Origin of the sequence: Pseudomonas sp. CIP-10 (assembly GCF_020911845.1) — a bacterium.
Classification (GTDB): Bacteria; Pseudomonadota; Gammaproteobacteria; order Pseudomonadales; family Pseudomonadaceae; genus Aquipseudomonas; species Aquipseudomonas alloputida.
On sequence record NZ_CP087160.1, the window covers coordinates 1,088,779 to 1,104,118 of the forward strand.

Annotated in this window: 15 protein-coding genes; 4 read left to right on the forward strand and 11 right to left on the reverse strand. The window is 62.5% G+C overall.

Going from position 1 to position 15,340, the window contains the following annotated elements; genetic code table 11:
- Positions 1-56 precede the first annotated feature (56 nt).
- The 9 genes from LMH93_RS04890 to LMH93_RS04930 form a co-directional block, all read right to left on the reverse strand.
- Positions 57-1,154 carry a DUF1513 domain-containing protein gene (locus LMH93_RS04890; RefSeq protein ID WP_004574444.1) on the reverse strand — a complete coding sequence of 366 codons (1,098 nt, stop codon included), beginning with the start codon at positions 1,152-1,154 and terminating at the stop codon, positions 57-59.
- Positions 1,155-1,156: 2 nt separating this feature from the next.
- Positions 1,157-2,221, reverse strand: coding sequence for an imelysin family protein (locus tag LMH93_RS04895; protein WP_004574445.1), 1,065 nt, complete (start codon positions 2,219-2,221; stop codon positions 1,157-1,159).
- 19 nt (positions 2,222-2,240) lie between these two features.
- The gene (locus tag LMH93_RS04900; protein ID WP_143495763.1) at positions 2,241-3,668 is read right to left on the reverse strand and encodes a di-heme oxidoreductase family protein; all 1,428 of its coding nucleotides are present in this window, start codon (positions 3,666-3,668) and stop codon (positions 2,241-2,243) included.
- Between the two features lie 109 nt (positions 3,669-3,777).
- Positions 3,778-4,164, reverse strand: a complete 387-nt coding sequence (locus LMH93_RS04905; protein ID WP_003255197.1) for a hypothetical protein — start codon at positions 4,162-4,164, stop codon at positions 3,778-3,780.
- 14 nt (positions 4,165-4,178) lie between these two features.
- Entirely contained in the window at positions 4,179-4,661 is a 483-nt protein-coding gene (locus LMH93_RS04910) for a hypothetical protein (RefSeq protein ID WP_003255196.1), read from the reverse strand.
- A gap of 141 nt (positions 4,662-4,802) precedes the next feature.
- Complete coding sequence (locus tag LMH93_RS04915) at positions 4,803-6,137, reverse strand: imelysin family protein (protein WP_003255194.1); 1,335 nt, start codon at positions 6,135-6,137, stop codon at positions 4,803-4,805.
- Positions 6,138-6,296: 159 nt separating this feature from the next.
- On the reverse strand, positions 6,297-8,348 hold the full coding sequence (locus tag LMH93_RS04920) for a putative bifunctional diguanylate cyclase/phosphodiesterase (protein WP_003255193.1): 2,052 nt from the start codon (positions 8,346-8,348) through the stop codon (positions 6,297-6,299).
- A 249-nt stretch (positions 8,349-8,597) separates the two neighbouring features.
- A complete protein-coding gene (locus tag LMH93_RS04925; RefSeq protein WP_003255187.1) occupies positions 8,598-9,194 on the reverse strand; it encodes a superoxide dismutase in 597 nt (198 codons plus the stop codon).
- 271 nt (positions 9,195-9,465) lie between these two features.
- Positions 9,466-10,065: a LysE/ArgO family amino acid transporter gene (locus LMH93_RS04930; RefSeq protein ID WP_003255185.1), complete on the reverse strand. Its 600-nt coding sequence runs from the start codon at positions 10,063-10,065 to the stop codon at positions 9,466-9,468.
- A 101-nt stretch (positions 10,066-10,166) separates the two neighbouring features.
- Between LMH93_RS04930 and LMH93_RS04935 the strand changes: the two genes are divergently transcribed.
- The 3 genes from LMH93_RS04935 to LMH93_RS04945 all read left to right on the forward strand — a co-directional run bounded on the left by LMH93_RS04935 (position 10,167) and on the right by LMH93_RS04945 (position 13,042).
- On the forward strand, positions 10,167-11,057 hold the full coding sequence (locus tag LMH93_RS04935; RefSeq protein WP_003255184.1) for a LysR family transcriptional regulator ArgP: 891 nt from the start codon (positions 10,167-10,169) through the stop codon (positions 11,055-11,057).
- Between the two features lie 49 nt (positions 11,058-11,106).
- Positions 11,107-12,099, forward strand: coding sequence for an NAD-dependent epimerase/dehydratase family protein (locus LMH93_RS04940; RefSeq protein WP_003255182.1), 993 nt, complete (start codon positions 11,107-11,109; stop codon positions 12,097-12,099).
- 73 nt (positions 12,100-12,172) lie between these two features.
- On the forward strand, positions 12,173-13,042 hold the full coding sequence (locus tag LMH93_RS04945; protein ID WP_003255181.1) for a hypothetical protein: 870 nt from the start codon (positions 12,173-12,175) through the stop codon (positions 13,040-13,042).
- Between the two features lie 95 nt (positions 13,043-13,137).
- On the opposite strand, the gene LMH93_RS04950 is transcribed toward LMH93_RS04945, so the two are convergent.
- Both LMH93_RS04950 and LMH93_RS04955 read right to left on the reverse strand, forming a co-directional pair.
- Positions 13,138-14,187, reverse strand: coding sequence for an alkene reductase (locus tag LMH93_RS04950; RefSeq protein WP_003255179.1), 1,050 nt, complete (start codon positions 14,185-14,187; stop codon positions 13,138-13,140).
- Between the two features lie 17 nt (positions 14,188-14,204).
- Positions 14,205-14,507, reverse strand: coding sequence for an ArsR/SmtB family transcription factor (locus LMH93_RS04955; protein ID WP_003255178.1), 303 nt, complete (start codon positions 14,505-14,507; stop codon positions 14,205-14,207).
- A gap of 150 nt (positions 14,508-14,657) precedes the next feature.
- On the opposite strand from LMH93_RS04955, the gene LMH93_RS04960 reads away from it, so the two are divergent.
- Complete coding sequence (locus tag LMH93_RS04960; protein ID WP_003255177.1) at positions 14,658-15,242, forward strand: acyl carrier protein phosphodiesterase; 585 nt, start codon at positions 14,658-14,660, stop codon at positions 15,240-15,242.
- Positions 15,243-15,340: the final 98 nt, after the last annotated feature.

Sequence of the window (15,340 nt, forward strand, 5' to 3'; positions counted from 1 at the left end):
AGAACCCTGTGGGATCGGCTTTAGCTGCGAGAAGGCCAGTGAGTGCAACAGAACAATCAGACGAGATGCAGGTGGTTGTCCCAGAAGCCGGACGGCAGGTTCATCGGTTGCCCGACCAGTTCGGCCTTGCGGCAATCGTAGAACCGGCAGCGGCCCTGCCCGGAGGTGACGACAAAGCCGTCCTTCACCGCGCCAACGCCTGCGCAGTCGGGCATCGGGGCATCCAGCCGCACCGCGCCGCTGTCCAGGTCCCAGACGAACAGGCGGTTGGCCCGCGGTGCCGTCAGCGCCACCAGCCGCAGCTCGCTGTGGATGGCAACGCTTGCGGTGTATTGGGCCATGGCTTGCAGTTGCCGCTCCGGCACCGGGAAGGCCTTGAATGGCTCGCCCGGGCGCTTGATCGCCAGCAGCTCGGCAGTTTCATCGGCATCGCCCATGAACTGCTGGCAGGCGGCGATGGTGCCATCGCTGGCCACTGCCAGGTGTCGCACGCTGTTCATCTGCTGGGTCAGGGTTTCCTTGCTCAGCAGGGTGCCGTCGCGCTGCATCAGCACCAGGCTCGGTTGCATGGCGTCGAGGTTCATCTCGACACGGCTTTCGGCTTCGGTACGGATACCGCCGTTGGCCACGACCAGCGTTTCACCGTCAGGCAGCCAGGCAACCTCGTGCGGGCCGATACCGTGGGTCGGGATCTCACCGGTGTGCACCAGGCGTTCGCCTTCGAAACGGTACACGCCAAGCACACCGCGCCCGGGGTCGGTGGTGTCGTTCTCGGTGGCATACAGCCATTCGCCACCTTTGTGTACGACGGCGTGGCCATAGAAGTGCCGGTTCGGCTGCGAGGTTACTGTTTGCAGCAGGCGCCCGTCACGCAGGTCGATCAGGTAGCTTTCGGTGCCTGGGCGGCGGGCGACGAACAGGGCGATGGGCAGCTCGGGGTGGTGGATGATGGCATGGCAACGCTGAGCGACCTGGGTGCTGAACACCTGTGTGCCGTCCAGGCGAAAACCTACGGCAAAGTGCTGGCCGTTGCCGTTGTCACGCGCCGAGAGCAGCAAGGGTTCGCTGCCTTTGTTGCGGAACAGGCTCCAGCCGCCCAAGGTGAGGGCACTGAGCAATACGCTACCGAGTTTGAGTGCCTGGCGTCGCAGCATGATCAGTCACCGTCGTTGGCATTGAAGCCCAGCTGGATGTTCAGCGCCTTGGCAAGATCGCCTTCGTGCAGGCGGTGGACGACGTTCAAGCTGTCGTAGATCTGGTTGAGGGTTTGCTGACCGGCGTCGTCGGCCAGCAGCTCACCGAGCGTTTTCTGGTTGTCGGCAAGCAACTTGAGCGAAGTAGCGTAGGCGGCGTCGATCTTGTCCACCAGCGCTTTCTGATCGCTGGGCAACAGGCCGCGCAGGCCCTTGTTGTCTACCCCGACCCAGACAGCTTCGGCGGCCTTGAGGCTGGCCTGCAGGCTGTTCATCGAGTTGTGGCTGCGCCAGGCCTCGGCCTGCAGCGGCTGCGGAATGCCCTTGCTCTGACGGCCCATCGGTGCGCCGAGCTTCTTCTTCAGGGTGTCCAGGGCGGTCACCTGGGCGCGCAGCAGATCGGCGATAGCCTCGTGGGAGTCGGCGTAGCGCTGGTTGGGGAACTTGGTCAACTGCGAGAGCATGCCGTCGGTGCTGTTCCAACCTTTGAGAATCTCCTCTGCCAGGGCTTTCTGATGTGCGCCGATGGCCACCAGCAGCGGGCAGTAGCGGGCTTTCTGTTCGGCAGTGGCGATGTCCGGCTTGCTGTCGAACAGGATGTACTCATAGGCCGACAAGCCACGTACCACTACGCTGGACTTGCCCAAAGCCTCAGCATCAACCGGCTTGTCGCCGTTGACCAGCTGCTCGACCTGACGGCCGACCAGGTTTTTCTTGTCAGGCCAGAATTGGACCTGCCAGGCGCGGTTGCCTTCAGCCAGCGGGCCGACCAGTAGCGGTTGCAGCTCGGCCCAGGCTTTTTGTGCATTGAGGAAGTCGGCGCGGGCTTTGTCCAGGCTTTCCTTGCCTTCGCAATAGGCCAGGGCACTGGCAGCCAGCGTACGGTCGGCTTCGACCCAGCGGCTGTAGGTAGGCAGGATCACCTGGTTGGCGATGGCGGCGGAGGTCACTGCTTGCGGGTCTTGTGGCGAGCAGGCACCGAGGGCGAGTGCGGCGAGGCTGGTGAACAACAGTTTGGGTCGGAACATGCCCGGCTCCTTTGCGCGTTTAAAGTGAGTTCAGGAACGCGAGCAACGCAGCGCGCTGCTCGGCATCGAAAGTGAGTACGAAATTGCGTGCCGCCTCGGCTTCGCCACCGTGCCACAGCACGGCCTCAAGCAGGTTGCGGGCGCGGCCGTCATGCAGGAACTGGCTATGGCCGCTGACCGTTTCGCTCAGGCCGATGCCCCACAGTGGCGGCGTACGCCAGTCCTGGCCGTTGGCGGCGAATTCGGTGCGCTCGTCGGCCAGCCCCGGGCCCATGTCATGCAGCAGCAGGTCGCTGTAGGGGCGGATGACCTGGTTGGCCAATGCGGGTTCGGTGGCGTCGGCGGCGGTGGTGAACTGCGGTGTGTGGCAACCTTGGCAACCCGCCTGGTAGAACAGGTTCTTGCCCGCCAGCACCTGTGGCGAGCCGACGTCGCGGCGGGCCGGCACCGCCAGGTTGCGGGTGTAGAACGTGACCAGGCGCAGGATGTTGTCGCTGACTTCTTTCTCGCCATCGGCACCGTCGCCGTTGGGCGCAGCCAGGCAGTCGGTTTGTGCCGGAGTGCAATCGTCGTTGGGCAGCAGGGTGCTGGTCAGGCCCATGTCGCCGGCAAAGGCGTGCACGTTCTGCTGGTTGACGTTGGGCTGCCCGGCTTTCCAGCCGAAGCGGCCGATCACTGTTTTGCCCTGGGCGTCGTCCCACACACGGTTGGCCCGCCCGCGGATGCCATCGCGGTTACGGTCGTCCGGGTCTTCGTTGGCCAGCAGGTCGGCTTCGGGGATCGCTTCAAGCAGGCCCAGGCCGATCATCGGTGGTGCCACCCGCGCAGAAAAGCGCGTGTCGGGGTGCATCACTCCATAGCCGAGCTGGGTGATTTGCAGGGCTGGCTTGCGCAGCTCGACCTGGTGGCCGTCCTTGAATGACACGGTTTCGCGGGTGTAGCTCACCCGCACCTTGCCTTCGGGCGCCACGCCGGGAATGGCCATGTCCTGCAACTGGGTACCGTAGACAGGTTCTGGCACCACGCCGAGGCGCTCGATCACTTTGGCCAGGTAGGGTTGGTCGGGGATCGACAGGCGTACCAGCATACCCACCGCGTTGCTGTCGCCCGGCTCTGGCGGGTGGCCACGGCCATCGCGCACGTGGCAGTTCTGACAGGCGTTGGTATTGAACAGCGGCCCCAGACCATCACGCGCGGTGGTGGTTGACGGCGCGATCACCCAGGGGTTGCGAAAGAAGCTGTTGCCAACGGCGAAGTCCAGGCGCAGCGCTGGCGAGAGGTTGGCTGAGGGCAGGGAATAGGCATTGCGGTCGCTGCGCTGCACGGTCGCCTGGCCACCCGACAACGCTTCGCCGGGCTCGGCGTGAGTGAAACGCGGGGCGTCGTCACAGGCGGCCAAGGCCAAGGCCAGCAGCAAGGGAAGGAGTCGGGACAGCGACAAGGACATCGAGAATCCTGGGCGTGAGCGAAAAACCGGCGTGCAGCTTAGCAGGCCCAGGATCATTGAATAAGAGCAATTTGCGTTTGCTTGATGAAATCGCTGCCAGCGCGGTTGCTCAGGCCATATAGAGCATGAAGTGTCGGTTGACCAGGTTGACGATCAGGTTCTTGTTGCCGCCACCGCGATTATCGCCGATGACTTCGATGACGTCTTCGCTGGTGTATTCCATGGAGGAGGCGGTAATGCACTTGACCGCGTCCATGTGTGCAGGTTGCCAGTAATCCTGGAATAACCAGATGCTGGTGTCGGCAGACGGGCCGAGGATCAGGCGCAAGGCCTTGTGGTTCTCAGTCGATCTGCCGATCCACGGGATGGCCAGCGAGCCATTCCAGACGTGCTGGGCGCCGACTGCCAGGCTGTTGCTGCGGTTTTCACCGTCGATCAGGGTCAGGGTATAAGGCGTGTTATTGGCGATGGAGCGCAAGTAGGTGACGTTGGCCATGTAGTGTTTTCCTTTCAATGTTCAGTTTTCGGGCGTGGCAACGGGCTGGTCGGGGCGCGATAGACATAAGCCGCGAGCAAAGTGATTTCGTTGAACGGTGGGTCGAGCTCGGCGGGATGAAAGCGACCGAGCAGCTGCATCCCTTGGTCAATGGCGACTGCCTCGAACATACGGCGGTCAGTTTCGTTGGGGTCGTACAGGTAGATCTTGCCGGGGCGGGCAACTACCCGGCACATTTCCTCGGCCACATGCCGGGTGATCGGAGCGCCCATCAGCGTCACGTGAGGGACTGCATGGTCGTCGAGGGGAAAGTCCGGAGCATCGTATTCGTATACGACAATGAGGTTGGGAATGTGCCCACCAGCGAACGGCCCGTTGGAGATGAGCTGGCCAGCCTTGTTCAGGTTGTACGCATCGTTGAATCCGGTGATGAGGTCTTCCCCATTCATGCGCTGGACGATTCGGCCTTCGCCCCAGACATCAAGAATCTGCAGCACTGTGCCTCCTGTTAGCTTTGATCGAAGGCCTACAGGATGAGCATCTGCGTGCACGCCAGGCAGCGGGAAGCGTTTTACCCGGCAGCAAACGAAAACGCCCGGCACAAGGCCGGGCGTTTTCGATGAAGCGCTACAGCAGGATCAGAACTCGTGATCCGCAGTGTCCGGGTTCAGGTTGGCAATGCCCAGCTTGCCCGCGGCCTGCTCGATCGAGCCGGTCTGCTTGACCAGGGCGGCGATGGCGTCACGCACGATCTGGTTGCCGGCAGCGTTGTCGGCGGCGATCAGCTGGTCGTAGTGCTCGCCTTTGAGGGCGTGGTCGACGATCACCTGAAGCTTGGCCTCGGTGGCTTCCAGATCGGCCTTGAGGGCTGCATCGGCGGCCGGGTCAACCTTGGCGACCAGCGACGACAGGCTAGGGCCGGTCAGCTTGGTGCCGTCCGGGCGGGTGTACTCGCCCAGGTAGACGTTGCGGATGCCCTTGGCGTCGTAGAAGTGCGAATAGTGAGTGTTGTCGCTGAAGCAGTCTTGCTCGTCTTCTGGCGAGTTGGCTTCCAGCGAAACTTTCATGCGCTCGCCAGCCAGTTCGCCCAGCGACAGGCTGCCCATGCCGAACAGCATCTTGCGCAGGCCGTCGTTGACAGGCTCGGCTTCCAGCTTGGCGCGGTAGTTGTCGGCGACGTTCGGTGCCCAGTTGCCGACCATCTCTTCGAGGTCGGTGACCAGCAGGTCGGTAACCGCTTTGAGGTAGGCACGGCGGCGGTCGTTGTGGCCGCCGGTGGCGCCCTGGCCTTCCAGGTAGTCGGATGCCGGGCGGTTGCCAGCGCCAGGGCCGGTGCCGTTCAGGTCCTGGCCCCAGAGCAGGAATTCGATGGCGTGATAGCCCGTGGCAACGTTGGCCTCGGAGCCAGCCAGCTCGTTCAGGCTAGCCAGTTTTTCGGGGGTGATGTCCTTGACGTCGACCTTCTCTTCGCCCACCTGGATCTCGGTGTTGGCGATGATGTTGGCGCTGGCCCCCGGGTTGCCCAAGGCGTGCTCGTAGCTCTTGTCGACGTAGTCGATCAGGCCTTCGTCCAGGGGCCAGGCGTTCACCTGACCTTCCCAGTCGTCGATGATGGTGTTGCCAAAGCGGAAGGTTTCGCTCTGCAGGTACGGTACGCGCGCGGCGAACCAGGCTTCCTTGGCGGCTTTCAGGGTTTCGTCGTTGGGCTTGGCCAGGAACGCGTCGACTGCGCTCTGCAGTGTCTTGGCAGTGCTCAGCGAGTCGCTGTACACGGCGTAGACCATGTCGGTGTAATGCTTGACCACGGCTTTGCCGGCGGCTTCGTCAACAGCCCCTGGCGCAACAGCGGTGGTGGCAGCAGCAGGTGCCTGGGCTTGCGGCGCGGCGGCTTTTTCGTCCTTGCCTTCACCGCAACCGGCGAGGGCGATGGCAATGGCCAGCAGACTGGCGGAGGCCAGAGGCATTCGAATCATTATTGGTTTTCCTGCATCGTGTGGTTGGACCAAAGGGGTGGACCGTGCGCCGTGGCACGCAAAACTACAACATCATGCGAAAGATTTGCATTTGCTGTAAAGGGGCGGGCGCGCAATTCATGTAAATCAGGGGCACGGCCTGTAACCGGGCAGGTGGCCTCAGGACACCGAAACCCGGTTGCGTTGCGCTTGTTTGAGGAAGTGGGTCAGTTCACGGGCCGAAAGGGGCTTGCTGTAGTGGTAGCCCTGGCCCTCGTGGCAACCCTGGGCAACGATGTAGGTTTCCTGCTCGGCCGTCTCCACGCCCTCGGCGATGACCTGCATCCCCAGGCTCTTGCCCAGCTGGATGATGGCGCGAACGATGGTGGCGTCGTCATCATCGTCGAGCAGGTCCTGAACGAAGCTCTTGTCGATCTTGATCTTGTCCAGTGGCAGCGACTTCAGGTAGCTGAGGGACGAGTAGCCGGTGCCGAAGTCGTCGATGGCAATCAGCGCCCCGGAGCGGCGCAGGCTCAACAGGTGCTGGGCGGCGGTGCTGATGTCTTCCATCAGGCCGGTTTCGGTGACTTCCAGTTCCAGGCTGCGCGGTGGTAGGCGATAGGCTTGCAGCAGGTTGTTGACCACCCGTGGCAGCTCGCTGTGGTGCAGTTGCACGGTAGACAGGTTGACCGCCATGCGCAGGTCGCTGAAGCCTTGGTCGTGCCATTCGCGCAGTTGCCGGCAGGCCTGGTCAAGCACCCATTCGCCGATGCTGATGATGCTGCCGTTCTGCTCGGCCAGGGGGATGAACTGGTCGGGTGGCACCATGCCCAGTTCCGGGTGCTGCCAGCGCAGCAGGGCCTCTACGCCAACTACCCGGTGGTCGCGGTAGCTGATCTGTGGCTGATACACCAGGTAAAGCTGGTTGCGGGGCAGGGCTTCACGCAGGTCCTTTTCCAGTTCGCGACGGCGACGCATCTCGCTGTCGACGCTGGCGATATAGAACTGGTAGCGGTTGCGCGAGCGGGCCTTGGCCAGGGTCATGGTCTGTTCGGCTTTCTGCAGCAGTTTTTCGGTGCTGTCACCGTCTTCGGGGAACAGGGTGATGCCGATGGTCGCGCGCAGGCGGATTTGCTCGTGGTCGAGGTCGAACGGTACTTCCAGGTCATCAAGGATGCTTTGCGCCAGTTCGGCAGCCTCGTAGGGCTGCTCGATATTGGCCTGTACCAGGGCGAACTGGTCGCCGCCCAGCCGCGCCAGAGCGCCCAGGCGGCCGCTGTGGGCGCGTAGTCGATCGGCCAGGGCCAGCAGCAACTGGTCACCGACCTGGTAGCTGAACTGTTCGTTGATACCCTTGAAGTCGTCCAGGCCAACGCACAGCACTGCCACACGGTGCTGCAGACGGCCGCCGTCGACGAGGATCTTGTCCAGTTGCTGCTGCAGTTGCTGGCGGTTGGGCAGGCCGGTGAGGAAGTCGTACTGGGCCATGCGCTGCAGGCTGTTTTCCGCCTCATGGCGCAGATGGGTGTTGCGCTCGATCGAGGCCAGCAACTGGTTGGCGGTGTTCACCCACAGGCCCAGTTCGTTTTTCTCGTGGCCCTTGAGCAGCGGTATCTGGTGCTGGCTGGGGCGGTCAGGGTTGATCTGGGTGAGGTGCTCGATGATCTTCGACAGCGGTTTGGTCAGCAGCCAGTGGTAGACCAGGTAAAGCACCAGGCCCATGGCCATGGCCCGCAGCACGCCGGATATGAAGATGATCACCGCGTTGATCAGGAAATCTTTGCCGTAGGAGGAGGTATCGAGGGTAATGCTGAGGTCGCCGTAGTATTCGCTGTAAGGGCCACGGCCGACCAGTTGTGTGGTGTAGGTGCGCTCCTGGCCGAGGATGAGGTCGGTGAGCCAGCGCATGGACATGTCCTGCAGCGGGCGGGACTTTTCTGCCAGCATGGTTTCGTTGGGGTGGCCAATGGAGGCCATGCGCACTGATTCGTCCTGGAACAGGCCTTCCATGACCTGCATGCCCATTTCACGGTCGAGGCTGTAAACCGCCTGGGTCGAGGGATCGCGGAACATGTCGAGGATGCGCTGGGCATCGTTGTCCACGGCCTGGCGGGTCTTGTAGGTGTCATAGACGATTTGCGCACAGCTGAGCACGACGCCAACCGCCAACGCCGACAGCAGCACGACCCTGAGCAACTTGACCGACAAGCTGTTCCGCAATTCCAGCTTCAATGGGGTTTCCTTAATCCATGCGCATGGCATCATTTTGCCATCAACGATGACGATACACTACCGGCCGATCATGAGCAGTGTATCGGTTGCCTGACCCCGCAACTTGAATGCGCTGTATCAATCTTCCAGAGGTTTGATGTTAGCGCGCTATGCGGGCTGAGCAAGCAAAACCGTGCCAGCCTGTTTGCGGCAACACAGGCACAAAAAAACCCGGCACATGGCCGGGTTTCTCGTTCAAGGCCGAATGACTCAGGCCTTGAAGGTCTTGCCTTCGAACTGCTCGGCAACGAAGGCCCAGTTGACCAGGTTCCAGAACGCCTCGACGTACTTCGGACGCAGGTTGCGGTAGTCGATGTAGTAGGCGTGTTCCCAGACGTCGCAGGTCAGCAGCGGGGTGTCGCCGCTGGTCAGTGGGCAGCCGGCGCCGATGGTGCTGGCCAGGGCCAGGGAACCGTCAGCTTTCTTCACCAGCCAGCCCCAGCCGGAACCGAAGGTGCCAACCGAAGTCTTGGTGAACTCTTCCTTGAACTTGTCGAAGGAACCGAAAGCGGCGTTGATGGCGTCAGCCAGTGCACCGGTAGGCTGGCCGCCGCCGTTTGGCGACAGGCAGTTCCAGTAGAAGGTGTGGTTCCAGACTTGAGCGGCGTTGTTGAAGATGCCGCCCGAAGAGCTCTTGACGATCTCTTCCAGGGTCTTGCCTTCGAATTCGGTGCCTGGGACCAGGTTGTTCAGGTTCACGACATAGGTGTTGTGGTGCTTGTCGTGGTGATACTCCAGGGTTTCCTTGGAGATGTGCGGCTGCAGGGCATCATGGGCGTACGGCAGCGGCGGCAATTCAAAAGCCATGGTGGATCTCCTGATTCAGGTCTGTTTGCGGTTTGCGCAAGGCCGATCACGGGCGGCCCGATAAGCGTCGGCGAGTCTGTACTCTTTGCGACGCAAGGGCTGGATCATAGCACCGGGCCCGGCGCATAACCACGCAACAAACATAGGGAATAGAGGTTCCGGAGGGGTTGGGCTGTACCGACCAGTGGCTCGCCGTTGCGTTGGTGTTGCCAGTGAGGGCGAGCGTCGCTCGATCTGGCAGGCGATGAATATGCCGCACCAAGCCCCGAGGTCAGTTGAAGATCAATTGTGCCGCCACCGCGAACATCATCACCGCCACCATCAGGTCGAGCATGCGCCAGGTCGCAGGCCGCGCCAGCCACGGTGCCAGCCACGCCGCGCCAATGGCCAGGGTCGAGAACCACAGCAGCGAAGCGCTGGCCGCACCGGCCACGTAGGCGCCAGGGGCGGACTGTTGGGCGCCCAGCGAGCCGATCAGCAACACCGTATCGAGGTACACGTGCGGGTTCAGCAGGGTCACCGCCAGGGCGCTGAGCAGTACGGCGCGACGTGAGCGAACGCCCTGGCCTTGCTGGTGCTGCAGGCTCTGCTTGGAGCAGGCACTGCGCAGCGCCTTGGCGCCGTACCAGATCAGGAACACTGCGCCGCCCCAGCGGGCGATTGCCAGCAAGGTCGGGTTGTGTGCCAGCACGGTGGCCAGGCCGAATACCCCGGCGGCCACGAGGATGGCGTCACAGACGATGCACAGCGCTGCCACCGGCAGGTGATGCTCACGGCGCAGGCTCTGGGCGAGGACGAAGGCGTTCTGGGCGCCGATGGCCATGATCAGGCCGAAGGCCACTAGCATGCCATTGAGATAGCTTTGCCACATGGCAGGGCTCTCCAAAAAGGGTCACGGAAGATGCTGGCCATTGTGATGTTCGGCGCTGTATAAGAAAAACAAATAAAGCTGATCACCCATTAGGAAAATCGATGTTCGACTACAAACTGCTGGCTGCCCTCGCGGCCGTGATCGAACAAGGCGGTTTCGAGCGTGCGGCGCAGGTGCTGGGCTTGTCGCAATCGGCCATTTCCCAGCGCATCAAGTTGCTTGAGGCGCGGGTCGGTCAGCCCGTGTTGGTACGTGCCTCGCCGCCCGGCACGACCGAAGTCGGCCGGCAGCTACTCAACCATGTGCAGCAGGTGCGCCTGCTTGAACGCGACCTGCAGCGCCAGGTACCGGCGCTGGATGAAGAGGGCATGCCGGAGCGCCTGCGTATCGCCCTCAACGCCGATAGCCTGGCCACCTGGTGGGCCGGCGCGGTGGGCAACTTCTGCGCACAACAGAACGTGCTGACCGACCTGGTGGTTGAGGACCAGGAAGTGGGCCTGAAACGCATGCGTGCCGGCGAAGTGGCGGCCTGCCTGTGTGGGAGCGAGCGGCCGGTAGCCGGCGCACGCAGTTTGCCACTGGGGGCCATGCGCTACCGGGCATTGGCCAGTCCCGTGTTCATGGCGCGGCACTTCCCCCAAGGTTTTGTCGCCAGCCGCCTGGCCCGTACGCCAGCGATCGTGTACGGCCCGGACGATTTCCTGCAGCATCGCTACCTGGCATCGCTGGGCATAGAGGGTGGTTTCCTGCACCACCTGTGCCCTTCGTCCGAAGGCTTCCTGCGCATGACCGAGGCCGGGTTGGGATGGGGCCTGGTGCCCGAACTGCAGGCCCGGGAGCAACTGGCCAGTGGGCAATTGGTGGAAATCTGCCGCGATACCCCTATCGATGTGCCGCTGTACTGGCATCATTGGCGCAATGGCGGGCAATTGCTCGCGCAACTGACCGACCACCTGCGGCACACCGCACAGCATTGGCTGGTGCCCTTGTAGCCGTGGCTGGCGTCAGTTGCATCTGAAATCTGGCAAGACGGAGTGTTACATGCGAATTCTGGTCACCGGCGCGAGTGGCTTCATTGGCGGGCGTTTTGCGCGTTTCGCCCTGGAGCAAGGCCTGGACGTGCGCGTCAGCGGCCGCCGTGCCGAAGGGGTCGAGCATCTGGTCAAGCGTGGCGCACAGTTCATCCCGGGTGATCTGGGTGACGCCGAGCTGGCCCGGCGTTTGTGCCAGGGTGTCGAAGCCGTGGTGCATTGCGCTGGCGCGGTCGGTAACTGGGGGCGCTATCAGGATTTCTACCAAGGCAACGTGGTGGTGACCGAGAACGTGGTCGAGGGCTGCCTGAAAGAGCACGTACGGCGCCTGGTGCATCTGTCTTCGCCGTCGATTTACTTCAATGGCCGTTCGCGTCTGGACGTCCGTGAAGACCAGGTACCGCGTCGCTTCCACGATCACTATGGGCAAACCAAGTACCTGGCCGAGCAGAAAGTGTTCGGTGCCCAGGAGTTCGGCCTGGAAGTGCTGGCGCTGCGTCCGCGCTTCGTTACCGGTGCGGGCGATGCCAGTATCTTCCCGCGGCTGATGCAGATGCAGCGCAAAGGGCGTGTGGCGATCATCGGCAACGGCCTGAACAAGGTCGATTTCACCAGTGTGCACAACCTCAACGAGGCGCTGCTAAGTGCATTGTTCGCTGATGACCGGGCGCTGGGCCAGGCCTACAACATAAGCAACGGCCAGCCACTGCCGCTGTGGGACGTGGTCAACTACGTGATGCGCCAGATGCAGCTTCCCCAGGTGACCCGCTACCGTTCCTATGGCCTTGCCTACAGCCTGGCCGCGCTCAACGAGGCGGCCTGCATGTTATGGCCAGGGCGCCCGCAACCGACCTTGTCGCGCCTGGGGATGCAGGTGATGAGCCGTGATTTCACCCTGGATATCAGCCGTGCCCGGCAGTACCTGGACTACCAACCCAAGGTCAGCCTGTGGACGGCGCTGGATGAATTCTGCGGCTGGTGGAAGCATTTGCCGCCCGGCTGACAATGGTCATCAATGCGCCGCGCTGGCGGTTTATACTCGTGCCTCTTTGTGACTACCGCGGTTGAATGTATCCATGCGTAACCATGCTCACGATGACTTTGATGACGTGCCTGCCTTGCGGGCGGGCACCGTTGATGATGACGAACTGATGCCGGCGCATGTGATGCGCAGCCGCCAGAAAGCCGCCCGCGGGGCTAGCACGGCGCCGTTGTGGGCGTTGATCGGTGCCGCGTTCATCGCGTTGGCGGGCCTGGGTTGGTGGAGCTTTCAGCAGATCTCGCTAATGGAGCAGCAACTGGTGGCGACCCAGGAAAGCTTTGCCCGCATCAGTGAAGAGGCGGCTGGCCGCCTTCAGGCGATCAGTGGCAAGGTGGCGGCCAGTGAGTCTGGCGCCACTACCAGCAGTGAGGCATTGAAGCTACAGCTGCGCCAGTTGCAGCAGGGTGTTGCCGGGCAGACCGGCGACCTGGGCAAGCGTCTGGAGCAGGTGCTGGCCGATACCCGAGAACAGCAGAAGGCTGTGACCGAGCTGCAAAGCCAGTTGCAGGCGCAACTGAAGCTGGTGAATGGCGAGTTGGCGGCGCTGCGTTCGGGCCAGGTCGATGGTGGCAAGCTGGATGCCCAGTTCAAGAGCCTGAGCGAGCAGGTTGCCGCGCTGAAAGCCTCACAGGTGGATGGCGGCCAGCTGGACGGCCAGCTCAAGAGTTTGGGTAGCGAGGTGGCGGCCTTGAAGAAACAGGGCAACCCGAGCGCTGAGATTCAGAGCCTGCAGCAGGACATGCTGGTGTTGAAGAGCCAGGTCGACAACCGCCCGGCCGCGGCGTCATCCAGTGGTGCTTCGGTGCAGGAGTTCGATGCCTTCCGTGCGCAGATGACGCGTAACCTGAATACGCTGCAAAGCCAGATTCAGAACCTGCAGCAACAGATCAACGCTCGGCCGTGACGCCGCAGGGGAGGGCGTTGCCCTCCTATCGCGACACAAGGCCGCTCCCACTATGTACGGTGTACGCCGATTGAGCTGCGCCCCGGCAATCTTGATTACAACCGCGGGTAATCGATGTACCCCACCGGCCCCTTGCCATAGAAAGTCTCAGGCCGCGCCTCATTCAACGGCGCATCCGCTGCCAGCCGTGCTGGCAGGTCGGGGTTGGCGATGAACGGCACACCAAACGCCACGGCATCCGCTTTGCCACTGGCCAGGGCCGCATTAGCACTGGCCTTGTCGAACCGCTCGTTGACGATGTACGGGCCACCGAATGCCTCTTTGATCAGCGGCCCGATGCTGTCGTCGGCTTCCCGCTCCCGCGAGCAGATGAAGGCGATGCCGCGCTTGCCCAGCGCTCGGGCCACATAGGTGAAGGTCTCGGCGCGGTCGGCGTCGCCCATGTCATGGGCGTCGGCTCGCGGTGCCAGGTGCACACCTACGCGCTGCGCGCCCCACACTTCAATGGCCGCATCGGTCACCTCCAGCAGCAGGCGCGCGCGGTTTTCCAGCGAGCCACCGTAACGGTCGGTGCGCTGGTTGGTGCTGCTTTGCAGGAATTGGTCGAGCAGGTAACCGTTGGCGCCATGGATCTCCACACCATCGAAACCGGCAGCCTTGGCATTTTCGGCACCACTGCGGTAGGCCTCGACGATGTCGTTGATTTCTTCGGTTTCCAGCGCCCGCGGGGTAGGGTAGTCACTCAGCGGGCGCACCAGGCTCACATGGCCCTTGGGCTGGATCGCGCTGGGGGCCACAGGCAGTTCGCCATTCAGATAGCTGGGGTGGGAGATACGACCCACGTGCCACAGCTGCAGGAAGATGCGACCGCCCGCGGCATGTACGGCCTTTGTCACATTGTTCCAGCCACGTACCTGTTCATCGTTCCAGATGCCGGGGGTATCTGGGTAGCCGACGCCCATCGGGCTGACCGAAGTGGCCTCGCTGAGGATCAGCCCGGCGCTGGCACGTTGTACGTAGTATTCGGCCATCAGCGCATTGGGCACACGGCCTTCATCGGCACGGCAGCGGGTGAGCGGGGCCATGATGATACGGTTGGGCAGTTGCAGGTCGCCCAGTTTGATCGGATCGAAAAGCGTGGTCATTGTGGTTACCTGCCTTGTCAAAGTGCTTGGCGCAGTTGTTCGAGGAACGCCTGGATGGTGGCTTCGTCGCGTTTGAAGAAGTGCCATTGGCCAATCTTCTGGCTGCTGATCAGCCCGGCGCGCTGCAACGTGGCCAGGTGGGCAGAGACGGTCGACTGCGACAGGCCGCAGCGTTGGTCGATTTGCCCCGCACACACACCGTTTTCGGTGCTGTGGTACTGGTCCGGAAACTGGGTTGCCGGGTCTTTCAGCCAGCTGAGAATTTCTCGCCTGACCGGGTGGGCCAGTGCTTTTATGATTTCGTCGAGATCGAGTGGCATGGTTTGAGGCTCGTTGTAGCGGTATATCGCGATAGGCCGAAATATAATTCGCTGAATTCCGATATACAAATACGAAGGCGTTCTGAGCTGAGCGCGAATCGATATATCGCGTTATAACGATATGCTGGGTGGCGATGCTAGACTGCGCTCATGAACTACCTCGCACACTTGCACCTGGGCGGCCCGGCGCCGCAACAACTGCTTGGCAGCCTGTATGGCGACTTTGTCAAAGGCTCCTTGGAAGGGCGCTTTCCGCCTGCGCTGGAGGCGGCCATCCGGCTGCACCGGCATATCGACAGTTACACTGACCAGCATCCGGTGGTGCTGGCGGCTCTGGCACGTTTTCCGCGCGAGCGGCGGCGCTTTGCCGGCATCGTCCTGGATGTGTTTTTCGACCATTGCCTGGCACGGCACTGGGGCAACTACGCCGATCAGCCGCTGGAGCAGTTCACTGGCGCGTTTTATCGGGTATTGCTGGCAGAGCCCGAGCTGCCTGGGCGGCTGGCGCGGATTGCGCCGTTCATGGCAGCGGATGACTGGCTAGGGGCGTATGGCGATTTCGACACGCTGGGGCAGGTGTTCAACGGCATTGCCCGGCGCTTGTCACGGCCTGAGGGGATGGCCGGGGTGATGGTGGAACTGGAGCGACTGTATGAGCCGCTGCTGGCGGATTTTCGCGAGTTCTACCCGCAGCTGCAGGCGTTTGCGGCGGGAGGGCGGATGTCTGACAGTTAGAGGTGTGTGGGTGATACTGGCCCCTTCGCGGGTAAACCCGCTCCTACGGGCAATGCGCTCGGTGTAGGAGCGGGTTCACCCGCGAAAGGGCCAGAACA

What these genes read in the sequence shown, in the direction of transcription:
- LMH93_RS04890 (WP_004574444.1), bottom strand. Translation starts at nt 1,154, where the DNA reads ATGCTGCGACGCCAGGCACTCAAACTCGGTAGCGTATTGCTCAGTGCC.
- LMH93_RS04895 (WP_004574445.1), bottom strand. Translation starts at nt 2,221, where the DNA reads ATGTTCCGACCCAAACTGTTGTTCACCAGCCTCGCCGCACTCGCCCTC.
- LMH93_RS04900 (WP_143495763.1), bottom strand. Translation starts at nt 3,668, where the DNA reads ATGTCCTTGTCGCTGTCCCGACTCCTTCCCTTGCTGCTGGCCTTGGCC.
- LMH93_RS04905 (WP_003255197.1), bottom strand. Translation starts at nt 4,164, where the DNA reads ATGGCCAACGTCACCTACTTGCGCTCCATCGCCAATAACACGCCTTAT.
- LMH93_RS04915 (WP_003255194.1), bottom strand. Translation starts at nt 6,137, where the DNA reads ATGATTCGAATGCCTCTGGCCTCCGCCAGTCTGCTGGCCATTGCCATC.
- LMH93_RS04925 (WP_003255187.1), bottom strand. Translation starts at nt 9,194, where the DNA reads ATGGCTTTTGAATTGCCGCCGCTGCCGTACGCCCATGATGCCCTGCAG.
- LMH93_RS04930 (WP_003255185.1), bottom strand. Translation starts at nt 10,065, where the DNA reads ATGTGGCAAAGCTATCTCAATGGCATGCTAGTGGCCTTCGGCCTGATC.
- LMH93_RS04935 (WP_003255184.1), top strand. Translation starts at nt 10,167, where the DNA reads ATGTTCGACTACAAACTGCTGGCTGCCCTCGCGGCCGTGATCGAACAA.
- LMH93_RS04940 (WP_003255182.1), top strand. Translation starts at nt 11,107, where the DNA reads ATGCGAATTCTGGTCACCGGCGCGAGTGGCTTCATTGGCGGGCGTTTT.
- LMH93_RS04945 (WP_003255181.1), top strand. Translation starts at nt 12,173, where the DNA reads ATGCGTAACCATGCTCACGATGACTTTGATGACGTGCCTGCCTTGCGG.
- LMH93_RS04950 (WP_003255179.1), bottom strand. Translation starts at nt 14,187, where the DNA reads ATGACCACGCTTTTCGATCCGATCAAACTGGGCGACCTGCAACTGCCC.
- LMH93_RS04955 (WP_003255178.1), bottom strand. Translation starts at nt 14,507, where the DNA reads ATGCCACTCGATCTCGACGAAATCATAAAAGCACTGGCCCACCCGGTC.
- LMH93_RS04960 (WP_003255177.1), top strand. Translation starts at nt 14,658, where the DNA reads ATGAACTACCTCGCACACTTGCACCTGGGCGGCCCGGCGCCGCAACAA.